Source organism: Paenibacillus sp. FW104-T2 (assembly GCF_058789975.1).
Genome location: NZ_JBYTCE010000023.1, coordinates 44,011 through 58,783 on the forward strand (window position 1 = coordinate 44,011; position 14,773 = coordinate 58,783).

Consider the following 14,773-nt stretch of genomic DNA (forward strand, 5'->3'; position numbering starts at 1 on the left):
TCCCAAAAGTATATTCACCTGCCATGTTGTCCTATGTGTGCATAAAAAAAGAGCCCCATAGGGGCTCTGATCACCGGAAGATTTTATTCTCCTCCGGCATTGGTATTTTCCACATCGTCGCTGCTTGTTTTCGTCACATGACTCAGGAACGTAGAGACACGGCGGAGATACTCCTTCGGATGTTCCCTGAAGATCAGCTCATGATGCGCGTCCTGTACGATCCATTCCTCTGAGTAGGTGTTCGTCTGGTTGGCGGCGAGAAGCTCGGCGATCGGATATGGAGCCTTCTCATCCTCCGTCCCGTGAATGAAGAAGATGGGGAACGGATAGTCTTTCTTTTTGACTTCCTGATACGGAATCTGCTGTAATCCGGTGCCATTCAGAACCGGGAATAACAGATTCATGATCTGCAAAGTGGGTTGTCGCGGCAGATCGATCTGATTATGAATGTTGTGATACAGCGTATCCGGCTCCAGCAGGAAAGTGCTGTCGAGAATCATGGCATCCACGTTCTCGGTGAGCAGCCCCGTCTGTAATGCTGTGCCTGCGCCCATCGAGAATCCCCAGACGACAAGCTCCTGAGCACCGCGCTGCTTGGCGAACTGAATGGCACCAAGCAATTGCTGGGACTCGGCTTTGCCCCCTGTAGCGACTGCCTTGTTCACCTGAGAGGCGAAACCATAGTCAAACATCACTACATTGAACCCGAGCTGGTGGGCATAGTGAGCCAGGTCATACATGGGAACCCAGGTTTCCTCCCGATTGGCCCCATATCCATGACTGAAGATGATGGTTTTGTTGACATCCGTGTCTGCGGGGATATACCAGCCCTGCATCGTACGGCTGCCATCTGCTGCCGGGAACGTGATATCCTCGTACTTCATGTTCTTGGCCTGCATTGGATTGGAGAACACGGGAGCTACGGTCGGGTTGGATAGTACCCAGGCAATATAGCCGTGTAAGGCAATGAAACAAAAGAGCAGAAAAAATACAACGGAGAGCAGCAACGCTACGATAATATGTTTGAACCGGATCAGCCTCGGTGATAACGAAGAAGGCAGATCGGACACTTTCGTTTGCAGCGGGGCTTCGCTCTGGGATGTCGGAAACATGATTGCCCCTCCTTATTCAGATCAATTGAAGATAACAACGAGTTCAGATCAGATCATATGGCTTGATGTCCTTGCTTGCCTATGCAGCAAAGTCTTGCTTTTATATCTTTATCGTATGTTTCCATATAGTCAAAGTCAATTGATTGGAGGCATTTGTTACGCAATTGTTATATAGTCCGAAAGATATATGGGTAACATTTCCTGATGGTGCAAATTGCAGGGGATTTAGTCTTATAAAAAGAAAATATTTACACTTCATATCGTCATGATTTGGCTCATTTTGGTTTACAGATGAGATTGTTTCTCATATAATTTATGTAACCAAGTTTCATGTGATGAAACATGAGGAGGGCATTATGCCATGGAAGACCGCAAATTAACCGTCCGGGCTGTGGAACGGGCGCTGGATATATTATTATGTTTTACCACACGCAGCGATCTTGGACTCACAGAAATTGCGAGCCAGATTGGTTTGCACAAAAGTACGGTTCATCGTCTGATGGCGACGCTGGAGGAGAAGGGCTTCGTCATTCGCGATGCGGCCACTGAGAAATACAGGCTCGGCATTCGAATCTGGGAGCTGTCTGCTCATATGTCCCGCAGTGATGATCCTGCCATTTTGCTGCTTCCTGCAATGGAGCGGCTCAGAGATCGTTTGGGAGAAACGGTCAGTCTGTACCTGCGGGATGGCAGTGAGCGTATCCGTATTCAGGCTGTTCAGAGTGATCAGGCCATCCGGCGGGTGGCTCCGGTTGGCGTACGTCTTCCTCTATCCGTAGGGGCATCCAGCAAGGTACTCATGGCATTTGCGACGGAAGAAGACCGGGAGGAACTGATGAATGGCCCCGAATGGCCCGTATTTATCGATCCCGAAGTTTACCTGGCCCAGATGGGCGATATCCGGGAGAATGGATATGCGACCAGCTACGAAGAACGTGAGCCTGGAGCGGCTGCAGTATCGGTTCCTATTATGGATCGAAAGGGGAATATTGCTGCTGCACTATCCGTATCAGGTCCCGTTAGCCGCCTGTCCCAGGAAACTTTGCACGAATATGCACCTGTGCTGAAGGAAGCAGCCGCGCAGATGGGCCTCATGTTGTCCTGATCCGGCGTGTCTGGAAGAAAAAGGGTTGTATTTCTGACTGGCTTGCGCTAGTCTGTAATGGACAGCCCAGTGGGGGCTGCAATGAATTGAATATGGAACTGCGGTACACATACCGCAACTGTTAACGTTACTGGGGGAGTCCGAATTGTCCGGACTGAGACGGGATCGCATGAGATTCCGGACCCTTTGCACCTGATCTGGATCATACCAGCGTAGGGAAGTAATCGGCGATACAACCACGAACACTGCATAATCCAGCCTTTGGCATGTCTCCACTTGAGGGAGCTTGACATCAGGCTTGTTATGGGGTGATGGACATAGGCCGGTTCCCTCGGGAACCGGCTTTTTTATATACAGTGTCAAGCGATCATCCGCAGCAGAGGTGGTTACCTTCTTTTGCGGGAGAGCTGGAGTTGGGTATAACCCGATTATGCCTGTGCCAGATTCTGTCTGCACTATGCCGCTGTAATGTTCTTTCTTCGGAAGTTGGCCGCTCTTTTCTTGCCTATGCGTGGATGATATGGAACGGGTGCACGAGCGATCAAACTGGCCCATCCATGGGACGACCAACGAGGAGGAAGAGGTAGCGATGAACACAAACAACAGAACAACGGCACAGGAGCATTCAGGACAGGGGTTGGAAAAGGAAACAGTGGCGGCCGGACGGGTTCAACCGTTTCCCGGCAGCCGCAAAGTTTACATTCAGGGCTCACGGCCGGATATTGCTGTACCGGAGCGTGAAATTGCCCTTCATGACACGAATACACCCCAAGGGGTGGAGCATAACGAGCTGCTGCGCGTGTACGATACGAGCGGCCCTATGACGGACCCTGGATTTCACGCCGATATCCGGGCAGGCCTGCCAGCTTTGCGTGCACGCTGGATCACAGAACGAAACGATGTAGAGGCGTACCAGGGACGTACCGTCAAACCGGAGGATAACGGATTGAAGCCTGGAGGGAAGAGAACCGGAGCTGAAGAATATCCAGGCCTCCGCGGCAAACCGCTCCGTGCACAATCCGGACGCTGTGTCACCCAAATGCACTATGCGAGGCAGGGCATCATTACGCCTGAGATGGAGTTTGCAGCTATTCGTGAAGGCGTGGAGCCGGAATTCGTCCGGCAGGAGCTGGCGAGCGGCAGGGCCATTCTGCCATCCAATATTAATCATCCAGAGAGCGAACCGATGCTGATCGGACGTCACTTCCACGTGAAGATCAACGCGAATATTGGCAACTCTGCCGTATCCTCTTCGATTGAAGAAGAAGTGGAGAAAATGACTTGGGCGGTACGCTGGGGGTCCGATACGGTAATGGATCTTTCCACGGGCAAGGATATCCATACGACCCGGGAATGGATCATCCGCAATTCTCCGGTACCAATCGGGACGGTGCCGTTGTATCAGGCGCTGGAGAAGGTGAATGGCGAAGCCGAGGCACTCACCTGGGAGTTGTACCGGGATACGCTCATTGAGCAGGCAGAGCAGGGTGTGGATTACTTTACGATCCATGCAGGCGTACTGTTGCGTTACATACCGATGACGGCCAAACGGATGACCGGCATTGTATCCAGAGGTGGTTCCATTATGGCGGCATGGTGCCTTGCACACCATCAGGAGAACTTTTTGTACACGCATTTTGAGGAAATCTGTGAAATCATGAAAAGGTATGATGTAGCCTTCTCTCTCGGAGATGGACTCCGCCCGGGCAGCATCTATGATGCCAATGATGAAGCCCAGATGGCTGAACTTGCTACGCTTGGTGAACTGACACAGATTGCGTGGAAGCATGATGTGCAGGTGATGATTGAGGGGCCAGGACATGTGCCGATGCACAAGATTAAGGAGAATGTCGACCTTCAGATGGAGATCTGCAAGGAAGCACCGTTTTATACACTTGGTCCGCTGACAACCGATATTGCACCAGGCTATGACCATATTACCTCAGCCATTGGAGCGGCGATGATCGGCTGGTTCGGAACGTCGATGCTCTGCTATGTGACACCAAAGGAACATCTGGGCCTGCCGAACAAGGATGATGTCCGGGAAGGCGTTATTGCTTACAAGATTGCGGCACATGCCGCTGATCTGGCCAAAGGCCATCCGCGTGCACAGCGCCGGGATGACGCGCTGTCGAAGGCCCGCTTCGAATTCCGCTGGCGGGACCAGTTCAACCTGTCCCTGGATCCGGAACGTGCGCTGTCCTATCACGATGAGACACTCCCGGCTGAAGGGGCCAAGGAGGCCCATTTCTGCTCCATGTGTGGACCTAAATTTTGCAGCATGCGCATTACGCAGGATATTCGTGCGTTTGCCGCGGACAAAGGATTATCCGAGAATGAGGCTGTGGCAGCCGGAATGCAGGAAAAGGCTGAGGAATACCGGACGCGAACCTAAGCGCCATTACAGCCCAATTTGGGCTGTCTAAGATATATAAAAGCCGTTCTCTCCACTACTGGGAGAAGAACGGCCCCTAACTAACGCCTACCAATATTTAATTGCTGCTCCAAATAAGATGCCAGCGATGCAAGCGGGCTGTAGATCTCCCTAACCGTATTTGCTGAGGCAAGGGCAGCCGCGGGAGCCATGGATAGCTGAGCAGCTACAATGGTTTTCTCTGGTGACCGTGCAGCTAGTTGCTGCAAGCCCGTTGTCACCGCCTCCATATATCCTTCCTTATCGCCGCGCATGATCAGCTCAAATGTACCAGGAATTAATGCGGCCTTTGTTCTCGAAGCAGCCACAACGTTTGCCTGCCCGTTAGTTTCACCTTGCTGTAGTGCTTCATTCACCCGCGCCATCGTTCCTTCAACCGTTGCTGGATTGGTAAAAGCAAGAATGTATTCCTGCGAATCCTGCTGCAGCTTCTGCAATAATGGATCATCAATACCGATAACGGGGATGGAGACTTGCTGTGCTTCGTGCGCCAGTACTGCAGCAAATAGAGTACAGGTGACTAGAATCGCATCTGCATGACATTGGGCAATCCACTGTAATGTCTGGGATACCTTTTCCCGAATGACAGCCTCTGAGAAGTCCGTATCCTGCTTAAGGCGATCCAGACCAGGATCGACATAATGCACAAGTTCCACTTCATAGGGGGCGAGCACTTCTTCAATGAGTGCGATGTTGGAGTAGTGAGCGTGATAACAGCCGATTGTGATCATAATGACTTCCCCTTTGCCAATGCTTCTTTTTATGAGCCGTAAGTGCTGCAGATATTTAATCCATTATAGGAGCGCGACCGGGAACTGTACAGCGTTTAAATCAATGCCAATAACCGTCCCTCCGCCACATGGCAGAAGGACGGTTCTATAGTCAGACTCCAATACAGTCAGGTTTCATTTTATCGCATGGAAGGAGATACGTTCTTTTGAGCCATTTTTTGCTGCAGAATCTCGTGAAAGGATAGACCTTGAGTGTTCTCATTCTCCTTTTTGGGAGCAGTGGTCGCCGTGTTGCGCGGATATTGGTGGTGGTACGGGATCATTTGCTGAATAGGCATGCGGATCATCTTGGTTCCTCCTTTTGGTAGATAAATAAGTTGAGCCTATAAACGTTACACTTAACACTGCGATTGCAGTACCCTCTTCCGATCGCTGTTATCCCCAGATTTTTTGAATTCCCTCATTAAGGGGAAAATCCGGTGATAAAGGCGAGCGCTTCGCTTCTTCAGTGAGTCCTGCCCTCTCCGTTGGGGTGTAAACATTAAATTCATCTTATATGGACTATGTATTTTGATTGGTAGTTGTTCCAAGTGCGCATATAGGTATATGTGACTTGTTAGACGAAATCGGGAAGTTATGACGTAATTCCAATTGGATTGTAGTGATTTTACCCCGTATTCAGGGGGATGTAAACGGTTTTAGGGAAATTCAGGAATAAAGAACCTGAAATACAAGGTTTGATATGGGAGGAACGAATCGGTTGTTAAGTGAATAGTCCCAGTTTCAGGAATGTCAATTGTGACGAAAATAAGACAAATTGTCTGGGAGAGTAGGTATCATTGAAGCTAACTAACTTGGTACCATAGTCGGTTGTCGTGAGTGTGATGGGGGTGGTTTTATACGTGTTTTGCAGGTGAGAGAGGGGAGCAGCACCCAAAAAAGCCATCCAACGAGCTGGATGGCTTGTGCAACGTTAATCAAGAAATGTAAAGATAAATATCATTATTCTGTAGTTGGCCTAGCTTGTTTTACCGCAATATAGATATCGACCTGAACTTGGGCAGGATCCATACTCCGTTCATCATATAACTCGAAATCAACGGTAAACGTTCGCTCGTTCTGATGGCTCCAGCCCCAAACGGCGCCCCATGCTTCACCTACAACTTCTGCCATTGGACCCTTGCGGGAGGTGAAAACGGCGTATGTTGCTGGTGGCAATTCGATGGAGTTCATGCCAGCTGGTAACGTTTCATCTGCAGCTACCTCGTGGCCTACGAGGATGGTGTATTCCCCGTGTATACCATCGGTATAATCTGTGTAGCAGCCGTATCGGGGTGCTTCCGGTGCAGGAATGTGCTCTGACGTGAAGTAGCGGCTCCATAGATCCTGAATACAGCCTTGGCCGCTCATCTCGATCGCGTTGGTCGTTCTGGCTGATATGCCAGCCAGGCGTTTGCCAGGAAGTGTAACATATCGAACAGGTTGAACGGAGTGCGTATTGTTGTTACCTTTCGGATTGGAGGCGCTCCATCGTTTCAAAAAGGGAAGCTGATTGCGCAGCATTGCCCGCGCTGATTCCTCATCCATACCTTCTTCGATGAGGATCGCGGTGCACATTTCAATCATGCCTTCCAGCGTAATATTGGGCTGTTGGAACATGCCTTCTTTGTAGCAATAGATGCAGTATTCACGGGTTGCACTTCCATCTGCTTCCGTTCCGAATTGGGTAGGGGTGGTCAGCGGCATTCCGCAGCTCTGGCATATCGTGACGTTCATTTATCATTTCCTCCTCGTTATGTACAGCTTGAATATAGATGAAGTATACCGAGAGGAACTGGACATAAGTCTGTCAGGTTTGCGAAGGGGCAGCGTAATTTTGCACGATTTGTTCTGCAATTCGGCGAATCTCGTCACGTATATGAAGAGGCTCCAATACCTCGGCATCTGCGCCAAAGCCAAGAATGAACCCGTACAGCCAGTTATCTTCCGGAAAAGCCACCTGACTTATATAATATCCCTTGCCGTCGGGGATCACGTTCTCTATGCCAAACCACTCTTCGGCGATATGACGGACACGGGCATGGAATCTCATCGTCATGGCAACTGTGTTCCCTGGAGTCGCCCACTCCTGCTGCCAGGGCCTGTCCTGCAGGTTGATGGGTTTGCGTTCAAAGCTTCCATGAGCAAGTGTCACGTCCTGCATACGGACCAGTTTGAACATGCGAAACTCATTACGCTCATGACAGAACGCATAGAGGTACCAGGAGTGCTTTTTAAGAACAAGGGTATGAGGATCGACGGTTCTGTGAGTTTGGGCTCCTTCGGCGCTGCAATATGTAAAGGTGATTGAACGCAGCTGATCCAGTCCCTGTTCAATGATTTGCAGTTTGTTTTGCAGCGCTTCCGGGTGGGTCCACATCGAATAATCCACAATGAAACGATTGGTTTCGGCCTGAAAGTCGTCGTTTTTGGATTCCGGAACAATGCTGCTTAGTTTCTCCATCAACAGTTCCCGTGCTACATTGGTATGCGATGTGGAGACGCTGCGCAGTGCGGTAACAATAGAGGCCAGATCCCGGTCAGTCAACACGTTTCGATCCAGCCGGTAACCTTCCGCAAGGCCGATGCCACCGCTCATGCCCTGGTACGTCACGACAGGAATGCCTGCCTGGCCCAGGGTATCAATATCTCGATAAATGGTGCGGACAGAAACTTCAAACGTGTCTGCCAGATCCTTGGCCTGTACACGGCCGCGATTGATTAGTAGTACAACGATGGCTAATAAACGGTCCAATTTCATAAAAAAGGTTTCCTCTCAATGATTTATATGTTGGATCCAGATATGTTATATTGTTGAGCATCACATATAGGAGTGGGATAAGCAATGAAGCGAATTACGATTCTGATTGCGGACGATGAAGTGGAGATCGCTGATCTGGTTGCTTTGCATTTGCAAAAAGAAGGATACCACATCGTCAAGGCATACGATGGCAAGTCGGCCCTGCACGCCATTCAGACGCAAGCGATCGACTTGGCCGTTCTGGACATCATGATGCCAGGCATGGACGGTTATGAGGTCACCCGCAAGATTCGGGAACAGCACCACATGCCCATCATTTTTCTGAGTGCCAAAACGTCGGATATGGACAAAATTACGGGTCTCGTGATGGGCGCTGATGATTACATGACCAAGCCGTTCAATCCGATGGAGCTTGTAGCCCGGGTGAACTCCCAGCTTCGTCGTTCCTTGCAATTCAGCCAGTCTATACCTGTCCAGCGTTCCATTCTGGAGAAGGGCGGACTCGTCATCGCGCCGGATCAGCATAGCGTAACACTCTACGGCAAACCGGTGGAACTAACACCGAAGGAGTTCGACATTCTGTATCTGCTCGCTAGTCATCCCAAGCAGGTGTTCAGCGCGGAAAGCATTTTTGAACAGGTATGGGGAGAGGCCTATTACGAGAGCGGCAATACGGTAATGGTCCATATTCGAACCCTGCGCAAAAAGCTCGGAGAAGATCTGGACAAGAACAAGTTTATCAAAACGATCTGGGGCGTGGGGTATACATTTAATGACTAAACAAAGAAGTTTTCGGACAACCATGATTATGCTGCTGGGTCTGAGCATGCTGGCCTCTGGCGCGATCACCTATGGGATTTACAAGCTTTTGCAGGCTTACTATTCAGGTGTGAGAGCAGAAGATCAGCTTGCCGAATATCGCCATTTTATGAAAAGCATTGGAGATATCTATTTCTTCCTCATTTTATTCATCCCGCTCGCCATTCTGTTCTTTTTCTGGTTTACCAAGCCCTACGTGACCTATTTCAAGGATATTTCCACAGGGATCAGGCATTTGGCAAATGGAGATTTTCAGCATCGAGTCCAGATCTCTTCGAAGGATGAATTGGGTACAATCGCGGAGGATGTGAATTTGGCGAGTGAGAAGCTTAGGGAGGCAGTAGAACGGGGGGATTTTGCCGAAACCAGCAAGGACCAGCTCGTCGTTAATCTGGCACACGACCTGCGAACACCGCTGACTTCTGTGCTTGGGTATTTGGATCTGCTCATGAAGGATGATCAGCTGACAGAGGAACAGGTCAGACACTTTACATCGATTGCCTTTACCAAATCCCAGCGGCTGGAGAAGCTGATTGATAGTTTGTTTGAAATTACCCGGATGAATTATGGCATGCTCCCAATAGAGAAAACACGGCTGGATCTTAGCGAACTGCTGAAACAGATGAATGAAGAATTATATCCTGTATTTGAGAAAAATCGTCTGCTCACCCGGTTAACTATCGAGTCGGATTTGACCATCTCCGGAGACGGAGAATTGCTCGCCAGGGTGTTTGAGAACCTGCTGATTAATGCTGCACGCCATGGCAAGGATGGCATCTATGTGGACCTGAAGGGATACCGGGAGGCAGATCAGGTCGTCATTCAGGTTATTAACTATGGAGGGCATATTCACCCGGAGGATTTGCCGCATATTTTCGATATGTATTACACCGGAGATCGTGCACGGACCCCTCAGGAGGGTGGGACAGGCCTCGGCCTGTTTATAGCCCGGAATATTGTGGAACAGCATGAAGGGACCATTTCGGCCCAGAGTGATGTGGTACGGACCTTATTTGAGGTGCGCCTTCCAGCAATGGAATGAGGTTTGCAGTCAAATTTAAGAAAAACTTTAAAAATGCCCTGCTTTTTCTTTAACTAGTTTTCTCTATCCTTGATTGTACGAGGCAAAGGAGGAGCAAGGATGAAGAAGTGGGGCTTTTTACTATGCATCATTTTGATCGGGTATGTGATGACAAGATCGCCGGCATCTTTTCAGCAGAAGGATGAGATGATCATTGAAATTCAGGATAAGCATGAAAACCATACGGGGTATACAGTATCCATCACCGGTAATATTCAGGATCAAGTACATAAGGGCAACTTGCTGCTTGTTAATACAACCTATCCGGTTCATCCGGAAGGCATAAGAACCGATATTATAAATGTGGCGCAGCAGGACGATCTGGTCCGTGGATACGGATTGTTGGATCAAAACATATTGCTCTCAAGAGAGGTAGCCCAGGCTTTTCAGAAGATGATTGAAGCGGCTGGTGAAGAGGGAGTACGTTATTTTCTCATCAGCAGCGGATATCGGGACTTTGCCAAGCAGAATGAACTTTATCAGGAAAAGGGATCAGACTACGCGCTTCCGGCAGGACACAGTGAGCATAATCTCGGATTATCCATGGATATCGGCTCTACGCTGACCACCATGGATGAAGCGCCGGAAGGTGCCTGGCTCGAGAAAAATGCCTGGAAATATGGATTTATCCTACGTTATCCAAAGGACAAGGTGAGTGTCACGGGGATTCAATATGAACCCTGGCACTTTCGATATGTCGGACTTCCGCATAGTGCTGTCATGTATAAGAATAACCTGGTGCTAGAAGAGTATCTGGATTTGCTAAAAGAGAAAGATAACATTATGGTTGAAGTGGAGGGTGAGAAGTATCATATCCGCTATTACCGGGCAGCCGGGGATACGACCGTTTACATACCTGAGCATGGCCATTATGACATATCGGGAGACAACAGGGATGGAGTCATTGTCACCGTAAAGGAGTAACAAGGCTGCACAAAGGAGGTTCTTCAACATGAGGCAGAGAAAAATCAAACATAAAATCCTTTGGATTGCCGCGTTAATCATCTATTTATATCTGCTAACCAAGCTTATTCTCTTTAAAGGGGGGGCGGTCGACTTTGAAGTAGTCAAGGTCCAGCTTATGGCTTTCCTTCATCAGCCGGATCTGATTCATACACGTACCGTCAATCTGACACCATTTCAGGAAATCTCAAGAGATTGGAACAGCCTGTCACTGCATCGTCCAGGTACTGCAATCCATCTGGTGGGCAATGTGATGGCTTTCATTCCACTGGGGATGTTTATCCCGATGCTGATGGGCAACAAGCTGCTGTCAGGGGCGAACGTATTTCTGTCATCTCTACTTCTAAGTTTAGGCTATGAGGTAACACAGCTGCTCACTGGCATGGGGATATTCGATGTGGACGATCTGATGCTAAATACATTAGGCGGGGTGATTGGATATATTCTGTTTACCATGGCTCTCGGCATGAAACGGTTGTTAATTGGAGGAGAATCCCGAACGGTGAAGAAGGAGTATAATCCTAAGGAGAGTCCTGTGTAAGGAGGGAGATTATGATCCTTATTTATGGACTGGATCAACGTGGAGAAATTAAAACATAGGGGGATATATCGCATTCCTTCACCGCCTGATGATTCGGAAGTTGGAATAAGAATAGATTTTTAGAAGTATGCCGCTTATTAGAAGAAAAAACATCGAAAAAAGCTCCCCATCTCGTGCAGAACGCACGTGGCGGGGAGCTTTTCTATGTTAATGCAACAGCTTAATTGTTAATGCGATTAAGCTTTTTTCATCATTTGACGCAATACCGTTTGCAGGATACCACCGTTGTGGTAGTAGTCTACGTCAACCATGCTGTCCAGACGAGCGATAACAGGGAAGTCGAACTTGGTTCCGTCTTCGCGGGTTACCGTAACAGTCAACTCTTGTCCAGGCTTCACATCATTGCTGAGACCTGTAATGTCGTACGTTTCACGTCCGTTCAGACCCAGGCTGGACCAGCCGTGGCCTTCCTGGAATTGCAGTGGCATTACGCCCATGCCCACCAGGTTACTACGGTGGATACGCTCGAAGCTTTCTGCGATAACGGCTTTAACGCCGAGCAGGAATGTACCTTTAGCCGCCCAGTCACGGGAGCTGCCTGTACCATACTCTTTACCTGCAATCACGATCAGGTTCTGACCTTCGTCTTGATACTTCATGGAAGCATCGTAGATGGACATCTCTTCATCGGTTGGCAGGTACTTCGTAATACCACCTTCCGTACCCGGAGCCACCTGGTTACGAATACGAATGTTGGCAAACGTACCGCGCATCATGACCTCATGGTTACCACGGCGTGATCCGTAGGAGTTGAAGTCTTTGCGCTCAACGCCATGCTCTTTCAGGTACAATCCGGCTGGACTGGTTGTAGCAATGTTACCCGCTGGAGAGATGTGGTCCGTTGTTACGGAGTCACCAAGCAAGGCCATAACACGTGCAGAGCGGATGTCTGCAATATCAGTCAGCTTGTCTCCAAGGTTTTGGAAGAACGGCGGGTTTTGAATGTACGTGGAGTTAGGATCCCACTCATACAGTTCGCCTTCCGGTACAGGAATGTTATTCCAGCGCTCATTGGCTGTAAATACGTTCTCGTATTTGTTGCGGAACATCTGAGCATTCAGTGAGCTTGCAATGGCATCCTTGATTTCCTCGGAGCTAGGCCAGAGGTCTTTCAGGAAGACAGGCTCGTTATTCGTATCATAACCGATTGGATCGGTAGCAAAATCAATATTGACCGTACCCGCGAGAGCGTAAGCTACCACGAGTGGAGGAGAAGCCAGATAGTTGGCTTTTACCTGAGCATGTACACGGCCTTCGAAGTTACGGTTACCGGACAATACAGCCGCTACAGTCATATCGTTTTCGGCAATCGCTTCGCTTACTTCGTCTGGCAGTGGACCGGAGTTACCGATACAAGTTGCACAGCCATAACCCGCAACGTTAAATCCGAGCTGGTCGAGGTATACGTTCAGGCCTGATTTTTCGAGATACTCGGTAACAACGAGGGAACCTGGGGTCAAGCTGCTTTTCACGTAGCCTGGTTTGGTCAGACCGCGCTCAACCGCTTTTTTCGCAAGTAGACCCGCTCCGAGCATAACGCTTGGGTTGGATGTGTTGGTGCAGCTTGTGATGGCCGCAATAACAACCGCGCCTGCTTTCAGTTCGCTTGTGGAACCGTCAGGGTGCTTCACAGGCACTGTTTCTTCAATCTTCTCATCGCTCAGTCCGTATCCGCCTTTATCGACCGGAGTACGAATGATGCTGTTGAAGCTTTCTTTCATTTGCGTCAGTTCGATGCGATCCTGTGGACGCTTAGGACCTGCGAGACTCGGTACCACGGAAGCAAGATCCAGCTCAATTACATCTGTGAATTCTGGATCAACCGTGCTGGAAGTACGGAACATGCCTTGTGCTTTGTAATAAGCTTCAACCAGATCCACTTGCTCGTCGGAACGTCCTGTACTGCGCATGTAGTTCAGTGTCTCGCTATCGACAGGGAAGAAACCAATCGTAGCGCCGTATTCCGGTGCCATGTTGGCAACGGTCGCACGGTCAGCAAGGCTGATATTGGCCAGGCCTGGACCGTAGAACTCGACGAATTTGCCGACTACGCCTTTTTTACGAAGCATTTGAGTGACAGTGAGTGCCAGATCCGTAGCTGTTGCGCCTTCGCTCAGGCTGCCTGTCAATTTGAAACCGATAACGTCAGGGGTTACAAAGTACAGTGGTTGACCAAGCATTCCTGCTTCGGCCTCAATTCCACCAACACCCCAACCAACAACGCCGAGTCCGTTGATCATGGTGGTGTGGGAGTCCGTACCTACGAGGGAATCCGGGAACACGACGGTTTCGCCGTCAACCGTTTTGGTTGCAGCGACGGAAGCCAGGTACTCCAGGTTAACTTGGTGAACGATCCCTGTGGATGGTGGTACAGCACGGAAGTTGTTGAATGCCGTTTGTGCCCAGCGCAGGAAGCGGTAACGCTCTTCGTTACGCTCGAACTCAACCTTGATGTTGTAGTCGAGAGCGTCGTTGGTTCCGAATGCGTCAACCATAACGGAGTGGTCGATAACGAGGTCAACCGGCACGAGCGGGTTGATCTGTTTTGGATCGCCGCCTGCCTTTTTCACTGTATCGCGCATCGCAGCAAGATCCACGACAACCGGTACGCCAGTGAAGTCCTGCAGGACGATACGTGCAGGGATAAACGGAATTTCCTTGTTATTGTCACGGCCTTCTGCCCAGCCGGTAAGTTGTTTCACATGTTCTTCGGTAATTGCGCGTCCGTCGAATTGACGAACTGCTGCTTCGAGCAGCACTTTAATGGAGAAGGGAAGCTTGGAAAGGTCGCCGTAGCCGCCTTCCTGAAGAGCATCGAGACTGTAGTAGCGGTAAGACTTGCCTCCGACCTCAAGACTGCGGGCTGCGGAGAAATGGTTCTTGGCTGACATACATGTACCTCCTTAAAATGTGTCGGTGAGATGAAGATAAAGTTCATTTAAGTGGAAGAACAGGCCTTCATCGTTCCGTGTCCTTGTTCGCTAGTTTCATCAGATGAAACGTAATTTCATAATTGCAACTTTAGTATTAAGTATACCGTTTTCACCTCCGTACGTAAAGGGCTTTTTGCCTGTCCAAACAAGCTTTGCGAACAATGAAGGCGTTTTCGTGAATATTGCCTTGTTAC

At 49.5% G+C, this 14,773-nt stretch carries 12 protein-coding genes and 1 riboswitch; of the genes, 6 read left to right on the top strand and 6 right to left on the bottom strand.

Features of this window, described 5'->3' with window-relative positions; translation table 11 throughout:
* Window positions 1–83 precede the first annotated feature (83 nt).
* Complete coding sequence (locus AC3WQ3_RS23900) at window positions 84–1,112, bottom strand: alpha/beta hydrolase (protein WP_154896871.1); 1,029 nt, start codon at window positions 1,110–1,112, stop codon at window positions 84–86.
* Window positions 1,113–1,473: 361 nt separating this feature from the next.
* On the opposite strand from AC3WQ3_RS23900, the gene AC3WQ3_RS23905 reads away from it, so the two are divergent.
* Complete coding sequence (locus AC3WQ3_RS23905; RefSeq protein WP_095293204.1) at window positions 1,474–2,217, top strand: IclR family transcriptional regulator; 744 nt, start codon at window positions 1,474–1,476, stop codon at window positions 2,215–2,217.
* A gap of 122 nt (window positions 2,218–2,339) precedes the next feature.
* Window positions 2,340–2,453, top strand: a riboswitch (TPP riboswitch).
* Between the two features lie 353 nt (window positions 2,454–2,806).
* Window positions 2,807–4,612: a phosphomethylpyrimidine synthase ThiC gene (thiC, locus tag AC3WQ3_RS23910; protein WP_492473835.1), complete on the top strand. Its 1,806-nt coding sequence runs from the start codon at window positions 2,807–2,809 to the stop codon at window positions 4,610–4,612.
* An 80-nt stretch (window positions 4,613–4,692) separates the two neighbouring features.
* Here the strand turns inward: thiC and AC3WQ3_RS23915 are convergent, their stop codons facing one another.
* The 4 genes from AC3WQ3_RS23915 to AC3WQ3_RS23930 all read right to left on the bottom strand — a co-directional run bounded on the left by AC3WQ3_RS23915 (window position 4,693) and on the right by AC3WQ3_RS23930 (window position 8,182).
* Complete coding sequence (locus AC3WQ3_RS23915; protein WP_492473837.1) at window positions 4,693–5,382, bottom strand: hypothetical protein; 690 nt, start codon at window positions 5,380–5,382, stop codon at window positions 4,693–4,695.
* Between the two features lie 179 nt (window positions 5,383–5,561).
* Window positions 5,562–5,729: a hypothetical protein gene (locus AC3WQ3_RS23920; RefSeq protein WP_176476234.1), complete on the bottom strand. Its 168-nt coding sequence runs from the start codon at window positions 5,727–5,729 to the stop codon at window positions 5,562–5,564.
* A gap of 655 nt (window positions 5,730–6,384) precedes the next feature.
* Window positions 6,385–7,158 (bottom strand): zinc ribbon domain-containing protein, encoded by a 774-nt coding sequence (locus tag AC3WQ3_RS23925; RefSeq protein WP_492473839.1) that lies wholly within the window; start codon window positions 7,156–7,158, stop codon window positions 6,385–6,387.
* A 73-nt stretch (window positions 7,159–7,231) separates the two neighbouring features.
* A complete protein-coding gene (locus AC3WQ3_RS23930) occupies window positions 7,232–8,182 on the bottom strand; it encodes a helix-turn-helix transcriptional regulator (RefSeq protein WP_492473841.1) in 951 nt (316 codons plus the stop codon).
* A gap of 84 nt (window positions 8,183–8,266) precedes the next feature.
* Here AC3WQ3_RS23930 and AC3WQ3_RS23935 point away from each other — a divergent pair, with 84 nt between their 5' ends.
* The 4 genes from AC3WQ3_RS23935 (at window position 8,267) to AC3WQ3_RS23950 (ending at window position 11,586) form a co-directional block, all read left to right on the top strand.
* On the top strand, window positions 8,267–8,962 hold the full coding sequence (locus tag AC3WQ3_RS23935) for a response regulator transcription factor (RefSeq protein WP_336784295.1): 696 nt from the start codon (window positions 8,267–8,269) through the stop codon (window positions 8,960–8,962).
* Window positions 8,955–10,043, top strand: coding sequence for a sensor histidine kinase (locus AC3WQ3_RS23940; protein WP_492473844.1), 1,089 nt, complete (start codon window positions 8,955–8,957; stop codon window positions 10,041–10,043). Before AC3WQ3_RS23935 ends, AC3WQ3_RS23940 begins: the two co-directional genes overlap by 8 nt.
* 99 nt (window positions 10,044–10,142) lie before the next feature.
* A complete protein-coding gene (locus tag AC3WQ3_RS23945; RefSeq protein WP_492473846.1) occupies window positions 10,143–11,006 on the top strand; it encodes a M15 family metallopeptidase in 864 nt (287 codons plus the stop codon).
* Between the two features lie 28 nt (window positions 11,007–11,034).
* On the top strand, window positions 11,035–11,586 hold the full coding sequence (locus tag AC3WQ3_RS23950; RefSeq protein WP_354479500.1) for a VanZ family protein: 552 nt from the start codon (window positions 11,035–11,037) through the stop codon (window positions 11,584–11,586).
* A gap of 236 nt (window positions 11,587–11,822) precedes the next feature.
* Here AC3WQ3_RS23950 and acnA read toward each other — a convergent pair whose 3' ends face one another.
* Window positions 11,823–14,537 carry an aconitate hydratase AcnA gene (acnA, locus tag AC3WQ3_RS23955; protein WP_095362124.1) on the bottom strand — a complete coding sequence of 905 codons (2,715 nt, stop codon included), beginning with the start codon at window positions 14,535–14,537 and terminating at the stop codon, window positions 11,823–11,825.
* Window positions 14,538–14,773: the final 236 nt, after the last annotated feature.